Genomic DNA, 24,717 nt, shown 5'->3' on the forward strand with positions numbered 1-24,717 from the left:
ATCACCTGGGCCGGACACCATTGCACACCCGACGGCGCCGGGAAGCGGGCAGCCGCGGGTGTGGTGGGGCGGGTCAGCGCTTGGTGGAGTCCACGATCACCGGGGCGGAGCCGGAGCCGCAGGGGCTGGCGTAGACCGGGTTCTTCTCGGCGGCGGCCTTGAAGGCGTCGATGCACTGGCTCATCAGCAGCTTGTCGGTGAGCGAGCCCGCGATGGCGGTGTTGGCGGCGGCGGTGGACTCCGCATCGATCCTGCGCTTCTCCGCCTCCGCCTGGGCGGTGCGGACGGCGGCCTCGGCCTGGGCGGTGGCCTGGTCCTGCTGGATCTTCGCCTCGATCGCGTGCTGCAGGCTGTCGCTCGGCTTGACGTTGCGCAGGTTGACGCCGTTGATCAGGATGCCGCGCGGGGCGAGCCGCTCGGTGATCAGCTTGTCGATCTCGGTGCTGATCGCCTCGCGCTGGGAGGTGTAGCCCTCGACGCCGGTGTGGCGGGCGAAGACGTTGCGGACGATCTCCCGGCTGTCGGGGTAGACCAGCCGCTGCTGGACGGCCTCCGGGCTGCCGGCCAGCTTGTAGAGGGCCTGGGTGTGCTGCGGGTCGATCGACCACTTGACCGTGACGTCGGCGTAGAGGACCCCGCCCTCGGAGGAGCGGACCTCCACGGTGTCGTTGCCGGTCATGTTGAGGTCGGTGGGCCGGGTGGAGAAGCTGGTGACGTCGGTGAGCGGCGACTTGAGGTGCAGGCCGGGCTGCCACGTCCCGCCCACCGTGCCGAGCGTGGCCGGGACGGCCACCTGGTACGGCTCGACCACGTAGGCGAAGGTGCTCAGCCCGAGCAGCAGGCCGACCACCCCGCTGAGCATGCCGCCGACGGTGACCGCACGGGCCTCGGTGACGCGGCGCCGACGGAGGATCAGCAGGGTGGCTCCGGTGGCGAGGAGCAGGAGGGAAAGGAAGAGCATCGTCTCGTCTCTCAGTGCTTGGTTGATGCCGTCGTCGTGGTGATGGCAGCAACGTAGGCGGCGCCGATGACAGCCTGAAAGACGTTCAGATGATGTTCAGTGAAGTCAGTCGGCTCAGCTTCCGGGCCGGGGTGCGGGCACCGCGTGGGCGGTGGCGGCGGAGCGGAAGTGGCGGTAGGCGGCGAGGTCGAACTCGCCGGCGCGGGGCGCGAGGACGGTGGCGGCGGAGAGTGCGACGGCGTCGGGGAGGATGGCGGGCCAGCCGGCGTGGCCGGCCAGACCGGCGGCGAGAGCGGCGACCACCGAGTCGCCGGCGCCGGTCGGGTTGCCGGTGACGGCGGCGGGCGGGGTGCAGCGCCAGGCGCCGTCGCGGTCGACGGCGAGCAGGCCGTCGGGGCCGAGGGAGGCGAGGACGGCGCCGGCGCCCCGGGCGAGGAGGGCGGTCGCGGCGGCGGGGACGTCGGCGATGCCGGTGGCGGCGGTGAGTTCGGCGGCGTTGGGCTTGACCACGGTGGGGCCGGCGGCGAGGGCGGCGGTGAGGGCGGGGCCGTCGGCGTCCAGCACGCAGGGCACGGCGTGCCGGTGGGCCAGGGTGACCAGGTCGGCGTAGGCGTCGGCGGGCAGGCCGCGGGGCAGGCTGCCGGAGAGGACCAGGACGCCGGCGGCGGGCAGCTGCCGGTCGACCTCGGCGAGCAGGGCGGCCCACTCCTCGGGGGCGAGTTTGGGGCCGGGCTCGTTGAGCATGGTGGCGTCCGAGGTGTCGACCACGGCGACGGTGCGGCGGGTCTCCCCGGCGATCCGGACGGGGGTGTGGGTGAGCCCGGCGGCCTGCAGATCGGCCTCGACGGCGGCGCCGGTGGGGCCGCCGAGCGGGAGCACGCAGCGGTTCTCGCGGCCGAGGGCGGTCAGCACCCGGGCGACGTTGACGCCCTTGCCGCCCGCCTGCGCGGCGACCTCGGCGACCCGGTTGCTGCGGTGCTTGCGGAAGGTGGGCACGGTGTACGTCAGGTCGAGGGCCGGGTTGGGGGTGACGATCAGGATCACGGCGGCGGGACTCCCTGGACGAGCTGGCTGAGTGAATCTGCGCGTTTGCATGTTTCTTCGAGCAGATTCAATCATCTACTTCAGGAGTCGCGACAGTCTTCGGTCGGCCAGTACCCGCCCGCCGGTCTGGCAGGTCGGGCAGTACTGGAGCGAGGAGTCGGCGAAGTTCACCGAGCGGACGGTGTCCCCGCACACCGGGCAGCGCTCGCCGGCCCGCCCGTGCACGGCCAGCCCGGCCTTCTTCTCGGCCTTGAGTCCGCCCGGCGGCGCGGCCCGGGCGTGCTCCAGCGCCCGGTGCAGCACCTGCCCGATCGCGGCGTGCAGCCGGGCAAGCTGCTCCTCGTCGAGCGAGGCGGCCATCGCGTACGGCGAGAGCTTTGCGCTGTGCAGGACCTCGTCGGAGTAGGCGTTGCCGATGCCGGCCAGCGCGGTCTGGTCGGTGAGGAAGGTCTTCAGCCGCTGCCGGGCGGCGCGGGTCAGCTCGGCGAGCTGCTCGGGCGTGGCCGCCAGGGCGTCGACGCCGAGCCGGGCGATGCCGGGGACCTGCTGCGGGTCGGCGACCACGTACGCGGCCAGCCGCTTGGTGGTGCCCTGCTCGGTGATGTCGAAGCCGGAGCCGTCGTCGAGGACGAGCCGCAGGGCGAGCGGTCCGCGCCGGCTCGGCGGCTTTGCCGGGAACGACTCCCGCGGGTGCACCCAACCGGCCCGGGCGAGGTGCAGCACCAGGTGCGGCCCGCCCGCGGTCGCCAGGTCGAGGAACTTGCCGTACCGGCCGACCTCGGCGACGGCCCGGCCGAGCAGCGCCTGCACCGGCGGGTCGAAGGTCTTGAGCACCTGGACGGAGAGCACGTCCACGCGGGCGAGGGTGCGGCCGGCGCAGGCGGCGGTCATGCGCTCGGCCAGCGCTTGCACTTCGGGCAGCTCGGGCACCCGGCCAGTGTCACCCGGCAGGCCCAGGCGCACCCCCCGACGCGCCGCCATTCGGTCGAGCATCGGTCAAGTACCAGTCATGTCTTTGGTGTTGACTGATGACGCGCTCCCTTGACGGTCCCATGTCATTCCGTCACCATCGGCTGGGCGCGCGCCTCCTCCACCCGTCCTGCCAGCCCCCACGGACCCCCGGGAGGACAGTCATGCGACTGCCCCGACGCGGACGGCCGGCCCTCGCCGTCGCCGCCCTGCTCTCGCTCGCCCTCGCCTCACCGCTCACCACCCAGTCCGCCGCCGCCCACCCCGCCGCCCCCGCTCCGGTCGCGCCCGCGGCCGCCGACGAGACGGTCCACCAGTACGCCGTCGACGGCCCGAGCTCCGTCGCCGACCGCACCGCGGTCGCCGCCACCGGCGCCTCCATCGACGAGGTGGACGCCCGCTCGCTGGTGGTCAGCGCCAACGCCGCCGAACTGCTGCGGCTGCGCACGCTCGGCTGGCGGCTCACCGAGCTGCCCGACCCCGAGCAGTCCCCGCAGCTGAGCCCCACGCCGTACGACTTCCCGAGCAAGGACTCGGCGTACCACAACTACGCCGAGGCCACCGCCGACATCAACGCGATGGTCGCCGCCCACCCGGCCATCATGAGCAAGCAGGTGATCGGCACGTCCTACGAGGGCCGGGACATCCTCGCGATCAAGGTCAGCGACAACGTCGCCACCGACGAGAACGAGCCCGAGGTGCTGTTCACATTCCACCAGCACGCCCGCGAGCACCTCACCGTCGAGATGGCGCTCTACCTGCTGCACGAGTTCGGCGACAAGTACGCCACCGACCCGCGGATCGCGAACATCGTCAACAGCCGGGAGATCTGGATCGTCCCCGACCTCAACCCGGACGGCGGCGAGTACGACATCGCCACCGGCAACTACCGCAGCTGGCGCAAGGACCGCCAGCCCAACAGCGGCAGCCGGTACGTGGGCACCGACCTCAACCGCAACTGGGACTACAAGTTCGGCTGCTGCGGCGGCTCCTCCGGCTCCACCTCCAGCGAGACCTACCGCGGCAGCGGACCGGAGTCGGCGAAGGAGACCAAGGTGGTCGCCGACTTCGTCCGCACCCGGGTGGTCGGCGGCAAGCAGCAGATCACCGCGGCCATCGACTTCCACACCTACAGTGAGCTGGTGCTCTGGCCGTTCGGCTGGACCACCGCGGACACCGCGGCCGGCATGACCGCCGACGAGGCCAACACCTTCGCCACCTTCGGGCGGACGATGGCCGCCACCAACGGCTACACCCCCGAGCAGTCCAGCGACCTGTACATCACCGACGGGTCGATCGACGACTGGCTGTGGGGCGCGCACAAGGTGTTCGCGTACACCTTCGAGATGTACCCGACCTCCAGCAGCGGCGGCGGCTTCTACCCGCCCGCCTCGGTGATCAACAGGGAGACCTCGCGGGACCGGGAGGCGGTGCTGCTCCTGCTGGAGAACGCCGACTGCATGTACCGGGCCATCGGCAAGCAGCAGCAGTACTGCGGCATCCCGAGCTGAGCTAGGGTACGGGCGACACTGCACCACTCAGAAGGAGTATGGGTTCCGTATGGACATCGACAAGGCCAAGGCGGCGTTCGACCGTTTCGACGTGAACGGCGACGGCTTCATCTCGCCGGAGGAGTACTCCAAGGTCATGGCCGAGATGGGCGACCCGTACGTCACCGTGCCGATGGCGCAGGCCGTGATCGCCAAGTCGGACACCAGCCAGGACGGACTGCTCTCCTGGGACGAGTTCGTGGCGGCCCAGCAGGGCTGACGCCCCGCCCGCACCCGGGCCCGGCCCCCCGCTCCGGGGGCCGGGCCCGACGCACGTCCGGCCGCCGCGGCCGTCAGCGCTCCTCGGGCTGCCCGAGCAGCGCCCCGAGGCCCTCCCGGCTCGCCGCGACCACCACCTGCTCGCCCTCGCGCAGCAGCCGGTCCGGCCGCGGCCGCCAGCGCGGCTCCCGGCGCAGGGCGCCCGCCTCACCCGCAGGCCGTACCGCGAGGATCCGCAGGCCGCCGGCCCGCTCGGCCTCGGCGACCGTGCGCCCGCACAGCTCGGGATGGCCGGCCACGTCCACCGCAGCGAGCAGCACCACCCGGCGGCCGACCGCGATCGCGCCGAGCACCTCACGGCCCATCATCGCGGCGCCGAAGGCCGGGGCGGAGAGGAAGGAGACGCTGTGGCTGCGGGTCTCCGCCTCGGGGTAGGAGTCGCGCAGCGCCCGGTAGAGCTCGGTGGCGAAGTCGTCGTCGAACAGGCCCAGCACCACCCGCAGCCCCGGGTTGGTCTCGCGGGCCAGCACCGCCGCCTCCAGGTTGGCGCTGTCCCCGGTGAGCGCGATCAGCGCCGAGGCGCGGCCGATCCGGGCGGCCTCCAGCACCCCGTCCTGGGTGGCGTCGCCGAGTACGACGGGCACCCCGTACGCGCGGGCGCGGGCCACGCCGCGGGCGCTCGGGTCGCTCTCCACGCAGACCACCGGGAGGTCCAGGTCCCAGAGCTGGTCGAGCACCCGGCTGCCGACCCGGCCGAGGCCGAGCAGCACCACGTGGCCGGAGATCCGGCGCGGCGGGCGGCGCAGGGTGCTGGCGGCCCGGAAGGTGCCGAGCGCCTCCAGGGCGAGCGCGGTCAGCAGCGGCATCAGCAGCAGTCCGCTGACCGCGGTGAGGATCTGCAGGACCTTGCGGGCCGGTACGTCGTCGGTGGCCGGGTCGGCGATGGCGATCACGTCGAGGACGGCGAGGTAGGCGGTGTGCAGCGGGCTCTCACCGGTCAGCGCCGCGGTCAGCCCGGCAAAGGCGAGCAGCAGGGCGGCGAGTGAGCCGAGCGCCCAGCGCAGCCGCGGGGAGAACAGGGCGGCGAACGGGAGTTCCGCCAGGCCCGGCAGGCGGCGCCGGCGGCGGCCTGGCTCGGTGGCGCCGCCGAGCATCTCCAGCACCAGCCGGCGGCTCTCGACCGGCCCCGGCAGCAGCTCCGGCGCCTCGGCGGGGCGTCCGGCGGGCAGGGCGGCCAGGGTGGCCAGCTCGGTGCCGGTGGCCTGCCGGCCGGCCGCCACCTCGGTCGCCCGCAGCAGCCTGCCGTCCACGTGCACCACCTGGCCGCCGCCGGTCACGGCCGCGGCCACCAGGGCGGGCGCGGCGGTCGCCGAGGTGGAGAGCACGGTGGTGGAGGCAGCCTGCTCGCGGGCGGTGGCGGTGCGGTCCAGCAGCAGGCCGACCCGGCGGCCGAGTTTGCGGTTGTAGACCCGCAGCACCAGGCGGATGCGCGGGTTGAGGCGCCGGGCGCGCAGCGCGGCCTGGATGTTCTGCTGGTCGTCCGGCCCGGTCAGGGCCAGCGCGGCGGCCTCCCGCACCCCGGCCGCGGAGAGCGCCTCGGAGGTCAGTCCGGCCGCCTCGACCACCCGGACCTCGGGGTGCCGCTCGGCCAGCGCCGCCAGCTGCGGACCGTGCCCGGCCGCGAGCGAGGGCGCCAGCACGGTGACGGGCCGTCCGTACACGGTGGCCAGTTCCAGCGCCAGCCGGTGGGTGAGGGCGTCGTCGCCGCAGACCAGCATCGCTGCGGCGGGGGCGGGCGCGGTGCCGGGCTGGGCGGGCAGGGCGGCGGTCTGCGGACGGGTGGGTGACATGCCGTCAGTCTGCCGGGTGCCGATCACGGATGATCGACCGGGCCCCCTCGGACCGCTCTCGATCGATGCGCTAAGTTGTCTGTACAACTTTGGCCTCGAATGGCTCAGGACCCGGATCCTCGGAGGTGGCCCCGTGGTGGTGCTCGTCGTGCTGGCCGCAGCCCTGCTGCACGCCGTGTGGAACGCCCTGGCCCACGGCGCGACCGACAAGCTGGCCGGCGTCGCCGTGATGAACTGCGCCATCCTCGGCACCGGCCTGCTGATGACCACGGCCGTCCCACTGCCCGGCCGGGCCGCCCTGCCCTACCTGGCCTGCTCGGCCGCCCTCCAGGTCGGCTACCAGCTGATGCTGGCCCGGGCCTACCGGCTGGGCGACTTCGGGCAGATGTACCCGATCGCCCGCGGCACCTCGCCGATGGTGGTCGCGCTGATCTCGGTCACCCTGCTCGGCCGCACCCTGCCGTTCGGGCAGTCGGCCGGGGTACTGGTGATCTCGCTCGGCCTGGCCGGACTGGCGCTGGCCGGCGGGATACCCGGCCGCGCCCAGCTGCCCGCGCTCACCGCCGCGCTCGCCACCGGCACCCTGATCGCCGCGTACACCGTGGTGGACGGCACCGGCGTCCGCCGGGCCGCCTCGGTCGGCGGCTACATCGCCTGGATGTTCGTCGTCCAGGCGATCGCCGTCCTCGCGGTCGCCTTCGCGGTCCGCGGCCGCACCCTGCTCACCGTCGACCGCGGCAGCTGGGCGCCCGGCCTGGCCGGCGGGGTGATGTCACTGACCGCGTACGGCCTGGTGGTGTGGGCCCAGTCGTACGGCGAACTGGCGACCATCGCCGCGCTGCGCGAAACCAGCATCGTCATCGCCGCGCTGATCGGCGCGATCGTCTTCCGGGAGAGGCTCGGCCGGCTCCGGCTGGCGGCCAGTGCCACCGTCCTGACGGGAATCGCCGTGCTGCAGCTCACGCACGGCTGACCAGGGGTTACGTCCCGCTATGCTGACGCCATGTCCGCACAGATCACCAAGGACACCCGGCTGTGCATGTCGCTCGCGGCCCGGCCCGGCAACTTCGGAACCCGCTTCCACAACTACCTCTACCGCGCGCTGGACCTGGACTTCGTCTACAAGGCCTTCACCACCCAGGACCTGCCGGCCGCGATCGGCGGCGTCCGGGCCCTGGGCATCCGCGGCTGCGCGATCTCGATGCCGTTCAAGGAGGACGTGATCGCCCTGGTCGACGAGCTCGACCCGTCGGCCGCCGCGATCCGCTCCGTCAACACGATCGTCAACGACGACGGCCACCTGCACGCCTACAACACCGACTACCTCGCCCTGCGCGAGTTGCTCACCCTGCACCGGGTGCCGACCGACTCGGTCTTCGCGCTGCGCGGCAGCGGCGGGATGGCCAAGGCGGCCGTGACCGCGCTGAGCGACGCCGGCTACCGCAACGGCACCGTGGTCGCCCGCAACGAGGAGGCCGGCCGGGACCTGGCGGACGCGCACGGCTACGCCTGGCGCTCGGAGCCCGGCGAGTTGCGCGCCGACCTGCTGGTCAATGTGACGCCGATCGGCATGACCGGCGGTCCGGAGGCCGAGGACCTGGCCTTCCCGGCGGAGGCCGTGGCCGCCGCCGAGACCGTGTTCGACGTGGTGGCGCTCCCGGTGGAGACCCCGCTGATCCGCACCGCGCGGGCGGCGGGACGCAAGGTGATCACCGGGGACGAGGTGCTGGTCCGGCAGGCGCTGGAGCAGTTCGTGCTCTACACCGGCGTCCGCCCGGACGGGGAGCTGGTGGCCGAGGCGGCGGGCTTCGCCCGGTCCTGACGCCGCGTGCGGCCCGGATCGCCCGCCACAGCGGGCGGCCGGGCCGACCCGGGACGGCGGGTCGGCCCGGGTGCGGCTCAGCCCGCCGCGGCCAGGGCCCGGTCGCGGACCCGGTCGAGGAGCGCCAGCAGGACCTCCTTGCTGGAGGCCCGGTCGCGCACGTCGCACAGCACCACCGGCACCGTCGGGTCCAGGTCGAGCGCCGCCCGCACCTCGTCCGGCGTGCAGTCGCGGCGCCCGTGGAAGCAGTTGACGCCCACCGCGAACGGGATGCCGCGCTGCTCGAAGAAGTCGACCGCGGCGAAGCTGCTCTCCAGCCGGCGGGTGTCGGCCAGCACGATCGCGCCGAGCGCGCCCAGCGACAGGTCGTCCCACATGAACCAGAAGCGGAACTGCCCGGGCGTGCCGAACAGGTAGAGCACCAGGTCGTCCCGGACCGTGATCCGGCCGAAGTCCATCGCCACCGTGGTGGTGGACTTCGAGCGGATGCCCTCCAGGCTGTCGACGCCGACGCTGGCCTGGGTGATCCGCTCCTCGGTCTGCAGCGGCTCGATCTCGCTGACCGAGCCGACCATGGTGGTCTTGCCCACGCCGAAGCCGCCGGCGACCAGGATCTTGACCGCGCCCGGCACCAGGCCGGCGATCATGCGGCGAGCTCCATCGGAAGATCAGCTCCTCGGCTGAGAGGTTGTGCGTTCACGGGGTACCGTCACCGGCGGGTGACGGCGGGGTTCGTGGTCCGGGCCGTGGTCCACGTCCCGGTCAGAGCCTGCGGACGCCGTCGATGACGGCCTGCACCAGCGCCAGGTCCGGCGCCTCGGCGAGCGGTACGGGGGCCCGGGTGAGCACCAGCGAGGCGTCCGCGAGGTCGCCCAGCAGCACCTTCACCACGCTGACCGGCAGGTCCAGCTGGGCGGCGATCTCGGCCACCGCGAGCGGCCGGTCGCGGCACAGCCCCAGGATCGTGGCCGGCTCCGGCGCCATCCGGGAGGTGTCGCGGTCCGGGTCCGCGGTGACCACCAGGGTGATCAGCGAGAAGTCGGTCCGCCCGGAGGCGGTGCGCCCGCCGGTGATGGCGTAAGGGCGGACGAGATGCCCCGCGTCCCGGTCGAACCACGCGTCCTCGGACTCCATGGTCACGCACCGTCACCCGCGAGGCCCAGGCCGGCGTCGCTGCGCGGCGCGGCGGTCAGGTACTGGCCGACCTGCTTGACCAGCATGTTGATCTCGTACGCCATCAGGCCGGCGTCGACCTCCTCGGTGGTCAGCACCGCCAGCCGGGCGCCCTGCCCGGCGGTGGTGACGAACAGGAAGAGGCGGTCCATCTCGACCACGGTCTGCCGGACGGTGCCGCCGTCGAAGCGGTGGCCGACGCCGCGGGCCAGGCTCTGCAGGCCGGAGGCGACGGCCGACAGGTGCTCGGCGTCCGCGCGGTCGAGCTGCCTCGACATGCCGACCAGCAGGCCGTCCTCGGACAGCACGATCGCGTGCCGGGTCTCCGGGACCCGGGACACCAACTCGTCGAGAAGCCAGTTGAGATCGCGCTGGGTGTCGGTGGGCTGGGTCATCGCTGGGGATCCTCGGTAGACGGTGCGGTGTCGGGTGCCGGGAAGGACGGACCGCCGGTCTGCCCCTCCGGCGCCTGCCGGGCGGTGCGGGTGCCGCGCTGGATCGCGGCCATGGTGGCGCGGGAGCGCTGCGGTGAGCGGTCCTCCGCCGGGGCGGCGGGCTCCGGGAGCGGCCGCGGCGCGGCGGCCGCGCTCTCCCGCAACTGGTCGGCCAGGCTGGCGTTGCGGATCCGCTTGGGCAGCACGGGCGGGGTGCGCAGCTCGACGTCGCCCCCGTCCGTACCGGGGCCGGCCGGGTCGGCGGCGCTCGGGCCGAGCGCGAGTGGAGCGGCGGGCAGGACGTGGCCGACCACCGCGTCGAGGACGGCCGCGTCGAGGGCCATCGGGTCGAGAGCCATCCGGTCGAGGGTGCTCGGGCCGAGGGTGCTCGGGCCGAGCAGGGCCGGGCCGCCGTCGCGCACCGGCTCGTCGCGGTACTCCCCGGCGCTCTGGTGGACGGGCGCCTCGGGGGCGGCCGGCCCCATCTCGAAGGGCTCGGTGCCCGCCCCGGCGCGCGGCCCGAAGGCGACCGAGAGCGCCTCGTCCAGCACGGCGTCGTCCAGCGGGTCCACCGGCTCGGCGGTCGACCGCGGGAAGGAGAAGGCGGCCACCACCGCCCCCGGCAGACCGGGGATCGAGGCACCGACGGACGGCCCGTGCCCCTCGGACTCGACGGCGCCGCCGATCAGCGCACTGAGCGCGGGGTTGCCGCCGGCGCCGCCGGCCGGACCGGACACCCGGGCACCGAACGGCAGACCGGGGATGCCCGCCGGGGCCTCGGCCTGCTCCAGCAGCGCCGCCGGCAGCAGCACCACGGCCCGGGTGCCGCCGTACGGCGAGGGGCGCAGGGTGACCTGGATGTCGTGCCGGGCGGCCAGCCGGGAGACCACGAACAGGCCGAGCCGCAGGTCGGTGCCGAGCGCGGCGACGTCCAGCTCCGGCGGGTCGGCCAGGTAGGCGTTGAGCCGCTCGTACTCCTCCTCGGACATGCCGAGGCCGCGGTCCTCCACCTCGACGGCCAGGCCCTTGGGAACCTCCTGCGCGGAGACCAGCACCTGGGTGTAGGGCGGGGAGAAGGTGGTGCCGTTCTCGATCAGCTCGGCGGTCAGGTGGATGACGTCGGCCACCGCCTGCCCGCTGAGCGAGACCCGCGGCACGCCCTGGACGGCGACCCGGGCGTAGTTCTCGGTCTCGGAGACGGCGCTGCGCAGCACGTTGACCACCGGGACGGCGTTGCGCCAGCGGCGGGCGGGCAGCGCGCCGCCCAGGATGACCAGGTTCTCGGCGTTGCGCCGCATCCGGGTCGCCAGGTGGTCGACCGCGAACAGCTCGCGGAGCAGCTCGGGCTCCTCGTGCTCGCGCTCCAGGGCGTCCAGCATGTTGATCTGACGATGGATCAGCACCTGGGTGCGGCGGGCGATGTTGAGGAAGACCTTCTTGGTGCCCTCGCGGCCATGGGCCTGCCGGACGACGGCGCCGACCGCGGTGCGGCGCACCGCGTCGAGGGCCTCGGCGACCTGCTCGACCTCGTCCGCGTCCGGGCGGCGCGGGCCGCGCGGCGCGGGCGCAGGCAGGAGCTCGCCGGCCTGGAGCCGGCGTACCACCTCCGGCAGTTCGGCCTCGGCGACGGCGCGGGCCTGCTCGCGCAGGTCCTCGACGCGGTCGGTCAGGGCCCGGGCGGTGCGGTGGCCCTGGGTCAGGCTCCAGACCAGCACGGCGGCGACCAGCACGCTGCCGATCGCCATGGCGGTGCCGTGTCCGGTGCCCAGCAGTAGGGTGCCGGCGTAGCCCCAGGCGACGGCCAGGCCCACCGAGGGGACCAGGACCAGGGGGAGGAGCGAGGTGCGGAGCGATCCGGAGCGGCCGGCGCTCTTTCCGTGTTTCGGGGCCGGTATGCCTGGCATCTGAGTCCTTGTACGGGTGCTGTGCCGCGCGGCGTTGCGATGGCGGCCAGTTGACTGTCCGTCATCGAACGGTTCCGTGCAGCGAGCTCGGTCGGCTTGCAGGCACGCTACCAGCCCTGACTGCCGTGTTAGCAACATCAACTGACGAGATGTCGGCGACGCGTCGGAGTCGAACGGCCCACCGCCGAAGGGCACCGGGCCGTTCTTGACGTGTCCTCGCAGGTCAGCTGGCCAGAGCCCGCGGACCCCAGGTCTCGGTGGGCCGTTTGGTCAAGTGCCCGAGCTTTTCCGACCACTGAACACCGTAGCTGCCGGCGGCCACCTGTCCGAGTCGCAGCCGCTGGACGTCGGAGGTGCCCGCCGGCGGGTAGATGTGGGTGGCGTCGCGCTGGTAGCGCTCGATCGAGAAGGAGGCCTGAAGGCCGCGGGCGGCGTGGATCTCCATGGCGCTGCGCGCCGAGTCCAGGGCGTACTCGGTGTTGATCAGCTTGGAGTTCATCAGCTCGGCGTCGCAGGCCCGGCCCTGGTCCAGCAGGTGCGCGGCGTGGTACGCGGCCAGCCGGGCCGTCATCAGCTTGGACTGCATCTCGCCGATCTTCAGGTTGATGGTGGGGAGTTCGGCCAGTGGTCTGCCGTACAGCGTCCGCTCCTCGGCGAAGTGCACGGTGTCCTCCACGATCGCCCGGTGGATGCCGAGCGCCACCGCCGCCAGGTTGGGGCGGCCGTAGAGGATCGAGGAGGAGTACGCCACGTCGAGGCCCTGGCCCTCCCGGCCCAGCCGGTTGGTGGCCGGGATGCGGCACCCCTCGAAGATGATCTCGCCGAAGCTGAAGCCGTGCAGGCCGCTCTGGGTGCCGAGGTCGCCGAGCCGGAAGCCCGGCCGGTCGCTCTCCACCAGGAAGGCGGACAGGCCGCGCGAGCCCTTGCCGGTCCGGAACACCACCCCGTGCACGTCGCCGATGTGCGAGTTCCCGACGAACCATTTCCGGCCGTCGAGGACGTACTCGTCGCCCTCCCGGCGGGCGGTTCCGGTCATCCCCAGCACGTGGCCGCCCGACTCCGGCTCGGTGACGGCGATGGTCGGCAGCGCCTCGCCGGAGGCGAACTTCGGCAGCCACTTGCGCCGTTGGCGCTCGTTGCCGAAGTGGATCACCTTGGCGACGCCCAGCTGGGAGGCCTGCGCGATCGCGCCCATCGCGCCACTGACCCGGGACAGCTCCTCGATGATCAGGGTCTTGGCCAGGTGGCCGAGACCCATGCCGCCGTACTCGCGCGGGATGGTGACGCCGATCCAGCCTCTGTGGGCGATCTCCCGGGCCAGATCGAACTCGACCTCGCGGTCCTTCTCCATCCGCGCCACCTGGGGGCGAACCTCCTTCTCGGCGAACTGCCGGACCTCCTCGCGGAGTTGGTCGTGGCGCTCGTCGGTGAAGTAGTCGGTGCCCACCATGTGATGTCCTCTCGTCGGTCCGGTGTCCTCCGTCCCCGCCTGCCCCCGGGACCATGTGGCGGTGTACGGCCACGCGGCGTGGCTCATTGTCGTACGGTGTGACCGCCCGGCTCCATACTGTGATCATGGATTGGCGCGAAGTCGGCGAGTCCTGGAAAACGTGTGTTTGACCCGCCGTCACCTGGGCAGTGATCTCTGCCCGTTCGGGGTGGGCGATGCTGACGGGGGCCGTGTGCAGGGCTGTCCAGGTCTGACACCATGGGCGCCATGAATGATGTGATGAGCGCTCAGAACGCCTATCCGGGTGGGGGTGGCGGCGGGTCGGACCGGACCCGGCGCCTGCGCAGCCTCGGCTTGAACGACCCGAGCCCGGACGAGGCCTTCGACCGCTTCGCGCACCTTGCGGCCAGTATCACCCGTGCCCCGATCGCGATGGTGAACTTCGTCAACGACGAGCGCCAGATGTTCCGAGGGCTCTACATTCCGCCAAATCCCGCGCAGACGGAGGAGGACGACGCCTGGGCGGACCGCGGCATCGCCTTCGACCTCCCCAACCGCGAGATGCCCCTGAGCCACGGCTTCTGCCCGCACGTGGTGGCCCAGCGCTCCCCGCTCGCCCTCGACGACATCCTCGCCTACCCCCGGTTCGCCGGGAATCCGGTGGTCGACGAGCTCGGCGTGCGCGCCTACCTGGGCGCGCCGCTGGTCGACGACACCAACACCGTCATCGGCACGGTCTGCGTCCTGGACCGCGAGCCCCGGCAGTGGGGCCGCGAGCGGCTGAAGGACATCCAGCACCTGGCCGAGGCGCTGCTGTCCGAGATCCGCCTGCGCGACAACCTGCTCGCCCAGCAGCAGGAGATGTTCGCGGCGTTCGACGGCTCGCCCTTCCCGATCATGCTCACCGACTCGCCCGAGCACCTGATCCGCTACGCCAACGCCGAGCACCTGGGCGTCTTCGGCAACCCGGGCCCGTTCGCGCCGGTCGGCCAGGCGTACCCGCAGCTGGGTGCGGCCGGCCTGCCGCACGCGGTGGAGGACGCCTACCGGAGCGGACGCACCACCGTGCTCAAGGACGTCCGGGTCCAGTCGTACGTGCCGGGCGCCCGGCGGGCCGAGCAGGTGTACACCTTCACCTGCACCCCGCTGCGCAACGCCCGGACCGGGCAGGTCAACGGGGTGCTGACGGTCGGTATGGACACCACCGCCCAGTCCCGTACCGAGGAGGAGCTGGGAACGCTGGCCGCCCTGCTGGTGGACCGGCTGCAGCAGTCCGGCCGCGGGCTGCCGGGCTGAGCGGGACCGACCGGACCCGGAACGGGCCGGACCGGGGCGCGTCCGGGGGCGCGCCCCGCGGTCCGGCCGAGCGGTGCGCCGCTGCCTTCGGAGGACGGCCGCGGTCGGTGCGCGGCCGCGGTGGCTCCGGCCGACCGGGTCAGCCGAGGGCGCGGACGAGGCGGTGGGCCGCGTCGGTCAGCTGCTCGGCGTTCTGGGCACAGGCGTAGCTGAGCCGCAGGTGCGGCGCGGGCGGCTCGGCGGTGAAGTACGGGCCGCCGGGCGTGACGGCCACGCCCGCGCGGAGCGCGGCGGCGGCCAGCGCCGCCGGATCGCTGCCGTCGGGCAGCCGCAGCCACAGCTGGTAGCCGCCGTACGGCAGCCGTTCGGGCAGCAGCTCGGGCCGCAGCGTGCGCAGGGCACCGACCAGCGCCGTCCGCCGCTCCTGCAGCGCGGCGGCGAGCGCCCGAAGGTGCTGGGTCCAGGCCGGGGCGGCGACCAGTTCGAGCGCGGTCTCCTGGAGCGGGCGGGGCACGAAGAAGCTGTCCACCGCCTGGACGGCCCGGAGCCGGGCGAGCGCGGGCCCGCGTGCGACCAGGGCGGCCACCCGCAGGTTGGGCGAGGTGGGCTTGGTCAGCGAGCGGATGTGCACCACGACGCCGTCGGGGTCGTCGGCGGCCAGCGGCGGGGGCAGCTCCGGTGCGTCGGCGTGCACCAGACGGCGGGCGAAGTCGTCCTCCACCACGAACGCCCCGGCGGCCCGCGCGATCCGCAGGACCTCGCGCCGCCGCTCGACGGCGAGCACCGCGCCGGTCGGGTTCTGGAACAGCGGCTGGCAGACGAACACCCGGGCGCCGCTGGCGGCGAACGCCTCCGCGAGCAGTTCGGTCCGTACGCCGTCGGCGTCCATCGGGACGGGCACCGGCCGCAGTCCCGCCGCGCGGGCGACGGCGAGCATCCCCGGGTAGGTGGGCGATTCGACCAGGACCGGCGCGCCGGGGGCGGCGAGCGAGCGCAGTGCGGTGGTGAGCGCGCTCTGCCCGCCGGCGGCGACCAGGACGTCGGCCGCGGTGACGGACCCTCCGATGTCCCGGGCGAACCAGGCCCGCAGCTCGGGCAGGCCCTCCATCGGGGGGCGGCTCCACGCCTCCGGCCGGCGGCCGGCCCTGGCCAGCGCGGCGGCCAGCGCGCGTTCGGGCTGCAGCGACGGGTGCAGGTAGCCGCTGTTGAGGTCGACCACCTCGGGCGGGGGGAGGGCGAGCGCGCCCAGCACACCGGAGGCGTCGGCGGCGCGGGCCGGCGGGATGCCCGCCTCGGCGCTGAGCGCGACCTCCTGCCAGGAGGTGTCGGCGGGGCGGGCGGTCGTCCGGCGGGTCTCGGCCCGGAACACCCCGGCGCCGGGACGGGAGACCACCAGGCCCTCCGCGGCCAGGACGGCGATCGCCCGGGAGACCGTCACCGGGCTGACCTGGTGGCGCTGCATCAGCTCCCGGCTGGACGGCAGCTTCTCGCCGGGGGAGTAGCGGGCGAGATCGCGGCGGAGCAGAGCGGCCAGTTCGGCGACGCTGGTGCGGTCCATGGGCGCTCACTCCCCTACTGCTACGCTCGTGTATGACAGCACACGATAGCGCTATCCTCGCCCGCCCGGTAGCGGTCGGCGGCGCGGCCCTCGCCGCGCTGGCCGTGCTCGGCTTCTCCTTCAGCTTCCCCGCCACGGTATGGGCGCTCGACGGTTTCGGCCCCTGGACGGCCACCGGTCTGCGCGGGGTGCTCGCCGCGGTGATCGCGGGCACCTGCCTGGCGGTCCGTCGGGTCCCGCTGCCGCGCCGGGCGGACCTGCCCGGTCTGCTGGTGGTGGCCGCCGGGTGCGTGGTGGGCTTCCCGCTGCTGACCACCTTCGCCCTGCAGTCCTCCTCGACCGCGCACTCGGCCGTGGTGATCGGCCTGCTGCCGCTGGCCACCGCCGCGTGCTCCGCGCTGCGGACCGGCGCCCGGCTGCCGCGGGCGTTCTGGTGGGCGGCGGTGGCGGGCGCGGCCGCGGTGCTGGCCTTCAGCCTGCAGCAGAGCGCCGGCCGGCCCGGGCCGGCCGACGCCTGCCTGCTCGCCGCGCTGCTGCTCTGCGCGGCGGGCTACGCCGAGGGCGGTCGGCTGGCCCGGCGGATGCCCGGCTGGCAGGTGATCGCCTGGGCCGTGGTCGCTGCGCTCCCCGCCACCGCGTCGACCCTTGCCCTGGCCCTGCCGGCCGAGCCCGTCCGGCTCAGCGCGCACGCCCTGGCCGGGATGGCCTACCTCGCGGCGGTCTCCCAGTTCGGGGGGTTCGTGGTCTGGTACCGGGGGATGGCCGCGATCGGCGTCCCGCGGGCCAGCCAACTGCAGCTCGCCCAGCCCCTGCTCACGCTGGGCTGGGCGGTGCTGGTGCTGGGCGAGCGGCTGCCGGCGGCCGCGCCGGTGACGGCGCTGGCGGTGCTGGTCTGCATCGCCGTCACCCAGCGCGCCGGCCGCTGAGCCGGCCGGTCGGCGCCGCCTGACTCGGCGCCCCGGGGCTCAGCGGCCGGGATCGGGATGCGGCGCACCGGGGCGCCGCAGACGGGACTCAGCCCTGGATGCCGGCGTCCTTGCACGCCTTGGCGTACTGGCCGGAGCAGACGTCGGACGCCTTGTAGAGGCCGCCGGCGATCACCGTGTCGGCCACCTTCGCCTTGGTCACCACGATGGGCGAGAGCAGCATCGAGGGGATCTGGTCGCCGTGGCTGTCGGTCATGGTGGTGGCGACCGAGGTGACGTCCAGGCCCTTGATCAGGTAGACCGCGATGTTGGCGGCGGCGTCGGCCTCCGGCCGGTACGGCTTGTAGATGGTGTAGGTCTGCTCGCCGGTGAGGATGCGTCGGATCGCGTCCATCGAGGCGTCCTGTCCGCCGACCGGGACGTCGGTGCGGCCGGCCTTCTTCAGCGAGTCGATGATCGAGGCCGCCATGCCGTCGTTGGCGGAGTACACGGCCTGGAAGCCGTTCTTGCCGAGCTGGCCGATCGCCTCGTTCATCTTCTGGGCGGCCACCTCCGGCTTCCACTCGCCGGACTGCTCGTAGGCGATCCGCTTCACCTTGCCGTCCAGGGCGTGGTGCGCGCCCGCCTTGAAGTCGGCGGCGTTCGGGTCGCTCTCCGAGCCGTTGATCATCACGATGTCGGCGCCGGCGGCCTTCGGGCCGAGCGCGTCCAGCAGGGCCTGGCCCTGGAGTTCGCCGGTGCGCTTGTTGTCGAAGGAGATGTACGCGGCGACCTTGCCGGCGGCGAGGCGGTCGTACGCGATCACCTTGGTGCCCTTCTTGGCGGCCCGGTCCACCCAGGGCGCGGTGACCGCGGCGTTGACCGGGTCGAGCACGATGACCTTGACGCCGCGGTCGACCAGCGCGTCGAACTGCTGCTTCTGCGCGGCCTCGTCGCCGTCGGCGTTGGCGTAGTCGACGGTGCATCGGGTGCACAGCCCGGTGATCGAGGCCTCGATCATCGGCTTGTCGAACGCCTCGTACCGGGTGGACGACGTCCGCTCGGGCAGGAGCAGGCCGACGGTCTTGTTGTCGGATGCCGACTTGGCCCCGTCCGACCCGCAGGCGGCGAGCGAGAGGGCCATCGACACAGCGGCCGTGCCGATGACCAGGCGACGCGTCATAGCGCTCATGGTGGGTGGTGCCTCCCTGACGGCCGCAGCGTTGCGGCGAGGTGAGGAGTCAAGCCCGAGCGCCGAGGTGTCGTCAAGAAATAAACCATGGTCCCGCCGGATTCGACCAAGTCGTTACCTTCTTGAAGGCTTACGCTGACCTTCGTCTCACCGTTCGGTACGGACCACCAGGCAGACGCCGCCCACCACGATCGCGCCGCCGACCACGATCGGCCAGGTCAGCGGCTCGTCCAGGATCAGCCAGCCGAGCACCACGGCCACCACCGGATTGACGTAGGCGTAGGTCGCGACCAGGGGCAGCGGCGCCTGCTGCAGCAGCCATGCATAAGCCGTGAACGCGACCAGTGAGCCGAAGGTGATCAGGTAGGCCAGCGCCAGCCAGGAGCGGGTGGAGATCGCGCCCACGTCGAGGCTCTGCGGCTCGTGCCGGACCACCGCCAGCACCGCCGCGCCCACGGCCGCCGCGAGCATCTCGTACACGCTGGCGGTGACCGGACTGGCCGGCATCGGCAGCCGACCGGCCAGGAAGGAGCCGAACGCCCAGACCAGTGCCCCCGCGACGACCATCAGCAGGCCGGACAGCCGGACCTCGCCGGACAGGCCGGGCGAGGTGAGCACCAGCAGGCCGAGCAGTCCCATCAGCACTCCGCCCACGGTGGCCCGCGGCGTGCGCTGCCCCGACAGCCGGCGCAGTACCACCACCCACAGCGGCACGCTCGCCACCAGCAGCGCCGCCAGGCCCGACGGCACCGAGCGCTCGGCCAGCACCACCATCCCGTTGCCGCCGACCAGCAGGAGCAGGCCGACCAGCACCGCCGAGCCCAGCTGACGGCGGTTCACTCGCAGCGCGGCCGGACCCTGCCGCCACGCCACCAGGGCGGCCAGCAGCAGACCGGCCACCAGGAAGCGGGCGGACGCCGAGAGCAGCGGCGGCATGGTCTCCACCGCCACCCGGATCGCCAGGTAGGTCGAGCCCCACACCACATAGACGATGCCGAGCGCGGCCCACACCGCGCTGCCGGTGCCGCGGGCGTCCTCGGGCGGCGCGGTCCCGGGTCCGGCGGCCTCGGGTCCGGCGGCCCTGGACGGACCGGCCGCGGGGCGGGAAGCAGGGGCGGTCATGTGCATCTCCGGGTTTCAGTCCTGTCGCTGGTGCTGGATGGCATGACACCACACCGGGTGGGGCGCAGATAAGGGCGGGGTGGTGCGCCGACCGGATGAACCGCGGGCGGGGCGCGCCCCCGGCCGGCCGCGGCGGGTCCGGCCCGGGTGGTAGGCATGGGGCGGGTCCGGTTGGTACGCGCGGGCGGTCCGTGTGCGCAACCGACCCGAGGAGCGGCCCGGATGGAGTGGTTCGCGGCGCCCGAGTACTGGCTCGGCCGGGAGGTCTTCCAGCGGCTCACCGCCGGCATCTACCTGATCGCGTTCCTCGACGCCGCCAACCAGTTCCGTGCCCTGATCGGCGAACACGGCATGCTCCCCGTCCCGCGCTTCCTCGCCCGTACCGGCTTCCGCGGCTCACCCAGCCTCTTCCACTGGCACTACTCCGACCGGCTGTTCACCGCCACCGCGACCGTCGGCGCCCTGACCTCGGCGGCGCTGCTCGCCGGCGCCGGCAACGCCGTCCCACTCTGGGCGGCCCTGCTGCTGTGGGCCCTGCTCTGGGTGCTCTACCTGTCGATCGTCAACGTCGGACAGACCTGGTACGCCTTCGGCTGGGAGTCGCTGCTGCTGGAGACCGGCTTCACCGCCGCCTTCCTCGGCAACGACGACGTGGCGCCGCCCGTCCTGGTGCTGTGGCTGCTGCGCTGGCTGCTGTTCCGGGTCGAGTTCGGCGCCGGACTGATCAAATGGCGCGGCGACGCCTGCTGGCGCAAGCTGACCTGCCTCTACTACCACCACGAGACCCAGCCGATGCCCGGCCCGTTCAGCTGGTTCTTCCACCACCTTCCCAAGCCCCTGCACCGGGCCGAGGTCGCCGCCAACCACGTCGTCCAGCTGGTCGTGCCGTTCGTCCTCTTCCTCCCGCAGCCGGCCGCCACCGTGGCCGCCCTGCTGATCACCGTCACCCAGCTGTGGCTGGTCCTCTCCGGCAACTTCGCCTGGCTGAACTGGCTCACCATCGCGCTCGCCCTCTCCGCCGTCGACGCCGACACCCTGCGCCGGGTGCTGCCGCTGCCCGCCGACCCCGCCTACGCCGGCCAACCCGGCTGGTTCCAGCTCCTGGTGGGCGCCTTCACCGCGCTCGTCCTCGCCCTCAGCTACGGGCCCGCCCGCAACCTGCTCACCCGCGGCCAGCTGATGAACTTCTCCTTCAACCGCCTTCACCTGGTCAACGCCTACGGCGCCTTCGGCTCCATCAACCGCGTCCGCTACGAGGTTGTGGTGGAGGGCACCACCGAACCTCTCCCGGATCGCCACACCACCTGGCGCGAGTACGGATTCAAGGGCAAACCGGGCGAACCGCACCGGATGCCCCGCCAGTTCGCCCCCTACCACCTCCGCCTGGACTGGCTGATGTGGTTCGCCGCCATCTCGCCCTCCTACGCCCGCCCCTGGTTCGCCGCCTTCGTCGCCCGGCTGCTCGTCAACGACCCGGACACCCTCGCCCTGCTGCGCCACAATCCCTTCCCCGACCGCCCACCCGCCTGCGTCCGCGCCACCCTGCACCGCTACCGCTTCACCGACCTGCACCAACTCCGCGCCACCGGCGCCTGGTGGGAGCGGACACCGGTCCGCGACTTCCTCCCCCCGGTCACCATCGAGGACGTCGCCCACCTCGCCCCCGGACACCGCCGATGACCGCACCCCGCTCCCCGACACCACCACGCCCGCCCGCTCGGCAGGCCCGGCGCGTGACCCCACCCGGCCCGGACGTGTCGTTCGTGGTCGGGTGCGTGCGGGCCTCGAACGCCCACCCGTATCCTGGCCCTCCACAGACCCCCCGCTCGCTTCCCTCCACCTCCCGCCTCCTCCGCCACGAACCGGACTTCACATGACTGTGCGCGACCTCAATGACGCCGACCACACGGAGTCGGCCACCGCGGCCACCACGGACGGCGACACCCGCCAGAGCACCCGTGAGGAGCTCGGCCGCTACGCCGACCAGGGCGGCTTCACCATGACCGTCGAGACCAACCCCTGGCTGGAGGCCGCCGATTCGGTCACCGGCCCGGAGGACGCCCGCTCCGCCTCCACCGTCCTCGCCGAACTGCGCAGCCGCGACATCCGCTCGATCGGCCAGGCCGTCACGGGCATCGGCGCCAAGGCCGGCCTCGACGTGCCCGACACCCTGATCGGGCTCACCACCCTGCTCGACCTGCTGCAGCGCGTCCACGCCACCTCCGAGACGCTCCGCAGCGCCGCGTACGAGGCCGACCTCGACGCGCTCACCGCCGCCACCGCGAGCGGACGCTGGCGCCGCGAGCAGGGCGTCAAGCTCTCCTGGGGCCGCCGGCGCACCCTGCGCGGCCAGGCCCGCGCCCTCACCGCCGGCGGCCGCACCCGCCGCGGCGACCTGCACACCGCGCTCGCCGCCGCCGCCACCGCCCGCACCGACTGGGCCGCCCTCGCCGCCGACGGCAGCGAGATCCGCCCGGCCGTCCCGGTCGACGGCACCCTCCTCGCCGAGACCGCCCAGGCCGTCGAGTCCCTCGCCGACGCCGTCCGCTCCCTCGGCCGGCTGCTCCCCGAGCGCAGCCTGGACACCGTCGCCCTCGCCGAACTCGCCGAGCTGGTCGACCGCCTCGCCGCGGACGAAGGCACGCTCTTCCGCCTCTCCGCCCTCCGCGAGCTGCGCGCCGAACTCGCCGAGCAGGGTCTCGCCGACCTCCTCACCGAGCTCGCCGACCTCCAGGCCGACCGCGACGCGGCCGTCTCCGCCTACGACCGCCACCTCGACGAGGACGCCGCCCGGGCCGCCCTCGCCGCCGGCCCGCGCACCGCCCCGGACACGGAGCAGGTGACCGAGGACGCCGAGCCGGTGGCCGAGGCCCCTGCGGCCGAGGTCGAGGTCGAGGCTGAGGTCGAGCCGGTCGCGGACGCGGACGTGGACGCTGAGGCGGAGACGGACACCGAGCCCGAGGCCGAGGCCGAGCCGGTCGCGGACGTCGAGCCGGAGGCTGAGGTCGAGCCTGTTGCCGAGGCTGAGGTCGAGGCCGAGCCGATTGCGGACGTCGAGCCGGTGGCCGCCGAGGTCGAGCCGGAGCTTGAGGCCGAGGCCGAGCCGGTTGTGGACGTGGACGCTGAGGCGGAGACGGACACCGAGCCCGAGGTCGAGCCCGTTGTCGACGCCGAGGCTGACGCAGCCGTCGAGACCGAGCCCGTCGCCGTTGAGGTTGACGCGGTCGCGGACGTCGAGCCGGTTGCCGAGGCCCCTGTGGTCGAGGCCGAGCCGGTTGCGGACGTCGAGGTGACGGTCGACGAGGCTGATGACGTCGAGCCCGTCGCCGAGGCGGAGACCGAGGTCGAGCCGGTCGCGGAGGTCGAGCAGGAGACGGTTGCCGAGCCCGAGGTTGAGGCCGAGGTCGTGACCGAGCCCGAGGCCGAGGCCGTGGTCGTCGAGCCCGAGCCCGAGCCCGAGCCCGAGCCCGAGCCCGAGGCCGTGGTCGTCGAGGCCGAGCCGGTCGAGGCCGCCGTCGAGGTCGAGCCCGTCGTCGAGGTCGAGCCCGAGCCGGCGGCGCCGGTTGCCGCTGGTCGGCCGGAGCGGCCGGACGTGACGCCCGGTCGGCCGGTGACGGCGTACGACCCGGCGGAGCTGGTGGCGCTGGTGCGCTGGATCGACGGCGACGAGGTGTCGCGCACGGACGACGAGCTGCTCCGCGCCGCCATGAAGGAGCTGGGCTTCGGCCGTCTCGGCCCGCGTATCAAGGAGGCGCTCGGCGCCGCCGTCGCCGAGGTCCGCGGCTGACGTTCAGCCCCCGCACTGCGCCTGCGCCCGCCGGGAACCACCGCCACCGCGGTCCCGGCGGGCGCAGTCGTGTCCGGACCTACGCGCCGGGTTCGCCGATGTCCTCGAACCACAGCTCGGGCCGGGCGGCGATGAACTCCGTCATCAGCCGCTCGCACTCCGGGTCGTCCAGCACCGTGATCCCCACGCCGTGCTCGGCGAGCCAGTCGTGGCCGCCGTGGAAGGTCCGCGCCTCGCCGATCACCACCTGCCCGATCCCGAACTGCCGGACCAGGCCGGAGCAGTACCAGCAGGGCGAGAGGGTGGTGACCATCACCGTCCGCCGGTAGTCGCGCAGGCGTCCCGCGGCGCGGAACGCGGCGGTCTCGGCGTGCATGGACGGGTCGCCGTCCTGGACGCGCCGGTTGCGGCCGCGGCCGAGCAGTTCGCCATCCGGCCCGAACAGGGCCGCGCCGATCGGGATGCCGCCTTCCGCGAGTCCGGCTCTGGCCTCCTCGACGGCCACGCCCAGCATTGCCCCGAGTTCGGTCGGATCCACCACGCCGAGTCCCCTCTGCCGTCGTTCTTCTTTCCACTGCTTGTCCCACCTACCCGTCCGCTGCCCCGTCCGAGCGTGCGCCGTAGGCTTCGGGCATGCGAGATTTCGGGGCGGGCCTGGGTTATCTGTTCAAGGGCCAGCGGTGGGTACTGAGACACGGGCGCTGGTGGGGCTTCGGCATGATCCCGGCGCTGATCACCCTGGTGGGGTACGTGGGGGTGATGGTGGCGCTGGTCGTCTGGTCGGGTGACATCGCCGACTGGGCGACACCGTTCGCGGACGGCTGGGGTTCGCCGTGGCGGGGCCTGCTGCGCGGGGCGGTGACCGTGGCGGTGGTGGGCGGCGGCGGGCTGCTGGCGCTGATCACGTTCACGGCGGTCACCCTGCTGATCGGGCAGCCGTTCTACGAGTCGCTGTGCGCGAAGGTGGACGAGACGGAGGGTGGTGCGCCGACTCCGCCGGAGGTGTCGTTCTGGCGCGAGCTGCTGGTCTCGGCCCGGGACAGCATGCTGGTGCTGGTGCGGGTGGCGGCGTTCGGGCTGGTGCTGTTCCTGTGCGGGTTCATCCCGGTGGTCGGTCAGACGGTGGTGCCGGTGGTGGGCGTCTGCGTCTCCGGGTACTTCCTGACGGTCGAGCTGACCGCGGTGGCCCTGCAGCGCCGGGGTGTGCCGCAGCGCGAACGGCTGCGGATGCTGCGCCGCCGGCTGCCGTTGGCGCTGGGCTTCGGTGCCGCACTGGTGCTGCTGTTCCTGGTGCCGCTGGTGACGGTGCTGGCGATGCCGGGCGCGGTGGCCGGGGCGACGCTGCTGGCCCGCGACCTGGTCCCGGTGGAGGAGACGGACGACGACGAGAGCCGCATCTCCCTCGCGAAATGACCGTACGACAATAATCAATTCCTATGGAATCAATTCCAAAAAGGGATTTGACACCACATTGTGCGGTG

General features: G+C 73.5%; 22 protein-coding genes. 9 read left to right on the forward strand and 13 right to left on the reverse strand.

Going from position 1 to position 24,717, the window contains the following annotated elements:
* Positions 1-73: 73 nt before the first annotated feature.
* From FHR36_RS07295 to FHR36_RS07305, 3 genes are all read right to left on the reverse strand, one after another.
* Positions 74-961, reverse strand: coding sequence for a prohibitin family protein (locus tag FHR36_RS07295; RefSeq protein WP_253794951.1), 888 nt, complete (start codon positions 959-961; stop codon positions 74-76).
* A 114-nt stretch (positions 962-1,075) separates the two neighbouring features.
* Positions 1,076-2,005: a 1-phosphofructokinase family hexose kinase gene (locus FHR36_RS07300; protein WP_253794952.1), complete on the reverse strand. Its 930-nt coding sequence runs from the start codon at positions 2,003-2,005 to the stop codon at positions 1,076-1,078.
* Between the two features lie 75 nt (positions 2,006-2,080).
* Positions 2,081-2,935, reverse strand: a complete 855-nt coding sequence (locus tag FHR36_RS07305) for an Fpg/Nei family DNA glycosylase (protein WP_253794953.1) — start codon at positions 2,933-2,935, stop codon at positions 2,081-2,083.
* A gap of 203 nt (positions 2,936-3,138) precedes the next feature.
* Between FHR36_RS07305 and FHR36_RS07310 the strand changes: the two genes are divergently transcribed.
* Positions 3,139-4,485 (forward strand): M14 family metallopeptidase, encoded by a 1,347-nt coding sequence (locus tag FHR36_RS07310; RefSeq protein ID WP_253794954.1) that lies wholly within the window; start codon positions 3,139-3,141, stop codon positions 4,483-4,485.
* Between the two features lie 49 nt (positions 4,486-4,534).
* Entirely contained in the window at positions 4,535-4,744 is a 210-nt protein-coding gene (locus tag FHR36_RS07315; protein ID WP_253794955.1) for an EF-hand domain-containing protein, read from the forward strand.
* A 73-nt stretch (positions 4,745-4,817) separates the two neighbouring features.
* Here FHR36_RS07315 and FHR36_RS07320 read toward each other — a convergent pair whose 3' ends face one another.
* Complete coding sequence (locus FHR36_RS07320; protein WP_456077703.1) at positions 4,818-6,593, reverse strand: NAD-binding protein; 1,776 nt, start codon at positions 6,591-6,593, stop codon at positions 4,818-4,820.
* A gap of 133 nt (positions 6,594-6,726) precedes the next feature.
* Between FHR36_RS07320 and FHR36_RS07325 the strand changes: the two genes are divergently transcribed.
* Both FHR36_RS07325 and FHR36_RS07330 read left to right on the forward strand, forming a co-directional pair.
* A complete protein-coding gene (locus tag FHR36_RS07325; RefSeq protein ID WP_253794957.1) occupies positions 6,727-7,566 on the forward strand; it encodes an EamA family transporter in 840 nt (279 codons plus the stop codon).
* 30 nt (positions 7,567-7,596) lie between these two features.
* Positions 7,597-8,415 carry a shikimate 5-dehydrogenase gene (locus FHR36_RS07330; RefSeq protein WP_253794958.1) on the forward strand — a complete coding sequence of 273 codons (819 nt, stop codon included), beginning with the start codon at positions 7,597-7,599 and terminating at the stop codon, positions 8,413-8,415.
* 77 nt (positions 8,416-8,492) lie between these two features.
* Here the strand turns inward: FHR36_RS07330 and FHR36_RS07335 are convergent, their stop codons facing one another.
* The 5 genes from FHR36_RS07335 to FHR36_RS07355 form a co-directional block, all read right to left on the reverse strand.
* Positions 8,493-9,062 (reverse strand): GTP-binding protein, encoded by a 570-nt coding sequence (locus tag FHR36_RS07335; protein WP_253794959.1) that lies wholly within the window; start codon positions 9,060-9,062, stop codon positions 8,493-8,495.
* A 115-nt stretch (positions 9,063-9,177) separates the two neighbouring features.
* Entirely contained in the window at positions 9,178-9,549 is a 372-nt protein-coding gene (locus tag FHR36_RS07340) for a DUF742 domain-containing protein (RefSeq protein ID WP_253794960.1), read from the reverse strand.
* Between the two features lie 2 nt (positions 9,550-9,551).
* Positions 9,552-9,983, reverse strand: a complete 432-nt coding sequence (locus tag FHR36_RS07345) for a roadblock/LC7 domain-containing protein (RefSeq protein ID WP_253794961.1) — start codon at positions 9,981-9,983, stop codon at positions 9,552-9,554.
* Positions 9,980-11,926 (reverse strand): sensor histidine kinase, encoded by a 1,947-nt coding sequence (locus FHR36_RS07350; protein WP_253794962.1) that lies wholly within the window; start codon positions 11,924-11,926, stop codon positions 9,980-9,982. Before FHR36_RS07350 ends, FHR36_RS07345 begins: the two co-directional genes overlap by 4 nt.
* Before the next feature lie 223 nt (positions 11,927-12,149).
* Positions 12,150-13,376 (reverse strand): acyl-CoA dehydrogenase family protein, encoded by a 1,227-nt coding sequence (locus FHR36_RS07355; RefSeq protein ID WP_253794964.1) that lies wholly within the window; start codon positions 13,374-13,376, stop codon positions 12,150-12,152.
* Between the two features lie 267 nt (positions 13,377-13,643).
* Between FHR36_RS07355 and FHR36_RS07360 the strand changes: the two genes are divergently transcribed.
* Positions 13,644-14,672 carry a GAF domain-containing protein gene (locus tag FHR36_RS07360; RefSeq protein WP_253794966.1) on the forward strand — a complete coding sequence of 343 codons (1,029 nt, stop codon included), beginning with the start codon at positions 13,644-13,646 and terminating at the stop codon, positions 14,670-14,672.
* 139 nt (positions 14,673-14,811) lie between these two features.
* Here the strand turns inward: FHR36_RS07360 and FHR36_RS07365 are convergent, their stop codons facing one another.
* Positions 14,812-16,230: an aminotransferase-like domain-containing protein gene (locus tag FHR36_RS07365; RefSeq protein ID WP_253794968.1), complete on the reverse strand. Its 1,419-nt coding sequence runs from the start codon at positions 16,228-16,230 to the stop codon at positions 14,812-14,814.
* Positions 16,231-16,262: 32 nt separating this feature from the next.
* On the opposite strand from FHR36_RS07365, the gene FHR36_RS07370 reads away from it, so the two are divergent.
* Positions 16,263-17,156: a DMT family transporter gene (locus FHR36_RS07370; RefSeq protein WP_253794970.1), complete on the forward strand. Its 894-nt coding sequence runs from the start codon at positions 16,263-16,265 to the stop codon at positions 17,154-17,156.
* 88 nt (positions 17,157-17,244) lie between these two features.
* Here the strand turns inward: FHR36_RS07370 and FHR36_RS07375 are convergent, their stop codons facing one another.
* A complete protein-coding gene (locus tag FHR36_RS07375) occupies positions 17,245-18,327 on the reverse strand; it encodes a sugar ABC transporter substrate-binding protein (RefSeq protein ID WP_253794972.1) in 1,083 nt (360 codons plus the stop codon).
* A 147-nt stretch (positions 18,328-18,474) separates the two neighbouring features.
* Entirely contained in the window at positions 18,475-19,449 is a 975-nt protein-coding gene (locus FHR36_RS07380) for an EamA family transporter (RefSeq protein ID WP_253794974.1), read from the reverse strand.
* Between the two features lie 222 nt (positions 19,450-19,671).
* Here FHR36_RS07380 and FHR36_RS07385 point away from each other — a divergent pair, with 222 nt between their 5' ends.
* Positions 19,672-21,129 (forward strand): lipase maturation factor family protein, encoded by a 1,458-nt coding sequence (locus FHR36_RS07385; protein WP_253794976.1) that lies wholly within the window; start codon positions 19,672-19,674, stop codon positions 21,127-21,129.
* 193 nt (positions 21,130-21,322) lie between these two features.
* A complete protein-coding gene (locus tag FHR36_RS07390) occupies positions 21,323-23,236 on the forward strand; it encodes a hypothetical protein (protein WP_253794978.1) in 1,914 nt (637 codons plus the stop codon).
* 79 nt (positions 23,237-23,315) lie between these two features.
* Here FHR36_RS07390 and FHR36_RS07395 read toward each other — a convergent pair whose 3' ends face one another.
* Positions 23,316-23,750, reverse strand: coding sequence for a nucleoside deaminase (locus FHR36_RS07395; RefSeq protein WP_253796678.1), 435 nt, complete (start codon positions 23,748-23,750; stop codon positions 23,316-23,318).
* A gap of 119 nt (positions 23,751-23,869) precedes the next feature.
* Between FHR36_RS07395 and FHR36_RS07400 the strand changes: the two genes are divergently transcribed.
* Entirely contained in the window at positions 23,870-24,649 is a 780-nt protein-coding gene (locus FHR36_RS07400; protein ID WP_253794980.1) for an EI24 domain-containing protein, read from the forward strand.
* Positions 24,650-24,717: the final 68 nt, after the last annotated feature.

This window comes from Kitasatospora cinereorecta (genome assembly GCF_024172095.1).
GTDB lineage: Bacteria > Actinomycetota > Actinomycetes > Streptomycetales > Streptomycetaceae > Kitasatospora > Kitasatospora cinereorecta.

What these genes read in the sequence shown, in the direction of transcription:
- FHR36_RS07295 (WP_253794951.1), bottom strand. Translation starts at nt 961, where the DNA reads ATGCTCTTCCTTTCCCTCCTGCTCCTCGCCACCGGAGCCACCCTGCTG.
- FHR36_RS07310 (WP_253794954.1), top strand. Translation starts at nt 3,139, where the DNA reads ATGCGACTGCCCCGACGCGGACGGCCGGCCCTCGCCGTCGCCGCCCTG.
- FHR36_RS07315 (WP_253794955.1), top strand. Translation starts at nt 4,535, where the DNA reads ATGGACATCGACAAGGCCAAGGCGGCGTTCGACCGTTTCGACGTGAAC.
- FHR36_RS07320 (WP_456077703.1), bottom strand. Translation starts at nt 6,593, where the DNA reads ATGTCACCCACCCGTCCGCAGACCGCCGCCCTGCCCGCCCAGCCCGGC.
- FHR36_RS07330 (WP_253794958.1), top strand. Translation starts at nt 7,597, where the DNA reads ATGTCCGCACAGATCACCAAGGACACCCGGCTGTGCATGTCGCTCGCG.
- FHR36_RS07335 (WP_253794959.1), bottom strand. Translation starts at nt 9,062, where the DNA reads ATGATCGCCGGCCTGGTGCCGGGCGCGGTCAAGATCCTGGTCGCCGGC.
- FHR36_RS07340 (WP_253794960.1), bottom strand. Translation starts at nt 9,549, where the DNA reads ATGGAGTCCGAGGACGCGTGGTTCGACCGGGACGCGGGGCATCTCGTC.
- FHR36_RS07345 (WP_253794961.1), bottom strand. Translation starts at nt 9,983, where the DNA reads ATGACCCAGCCCACCGACACCCAGCGCGATCTCAACTGGCTTCTCGAC.
- FHR36_RS07350 (WP_253794962.1), bottom strand. Translation starts at nt 11,926, where the DNA reads ATGCCAGGCATACCGGCCCCGAAACACGGAAAGAGCGCCGGCCGCTCC.
- FHR36_RS07355 (WP_253794964.1), bottom strand. Translation starts at nt 13,376, where the DNA reads ATGGTGGGCACCGACTACTTCACCGACGAGCGCCACGACCAACTCCGC.
- FHR36_RS07360 (WP_253794966.1), top strand. Translation starts at nt 13,644, where the DNA reads ATGAATGATGTGATGAGCGCTCAGAACGCCTATCCGGGTGGGGGTGGC.
- FHR36_RS07365 (WP_253794968.1), bottom strand. Translation starts at nt 16,230, where the DNA reads ATGGACCGCACCAGCGTCGCCGAACTGGCCGCTCTGCTCCGCCGCGAT.
- FHR36_RS07370 (WP_253794970.1), top strand. Translation starts at nt 16,263, where the DNA reads ATGACAGCACACGATAGCGCTATCCTCGCCCGCCCGGTAGCGGTCGGC.
- FHR36_RS07375 (WP_253794972.1), bottom strand. Translation starts at nt 18,327, where the DNA reads ATGAGCGCTATGACGCGTCGCCTGGTCATCGGCACGGCCGCTGTGTCG.
- FHR36_RS07380 (WP_253794974.1), bottom strand. Translation starts at nt 19,449, where the DNA reads ATGACCGCCCCTGCTTCCCGCCCCGCGGCCGGTCCGTCCAGGGCCGCC.
- FHR36_RS07385 (WP_253794976.1), top strand. Translation starts at nt 19,672, where the DNA reads ATGGAGTGGTTCGCGGCGCCCGAGTACTGGCTCGGCCGGGAGGTCTTC.
- FHR36_RS07390 (WP_253794978.1), top strand. Translation starts at nt 21,323, where the DNA reads ATGACTGTGCGCGACCTCAATGACGCCGACCACACGGAGTCGGCCACC.
- FHR36_RS07395 (WP_253796678.1), bottom strand. Translation starts at nt 23,750, where the DNA reads ATGCTGGGCGTGGCCGTCGAGGAGGCCAGAGCCGGACTCGCGGAAGGC.
- FHR36_RS07400 (WP_253794980.1), top strand. Translation starts at nt 23,870, where the DNA reads ATGCGAGATTTCGGGGCGGGCCTGGGTTATCTGTTCAAGGGCCAGCGG.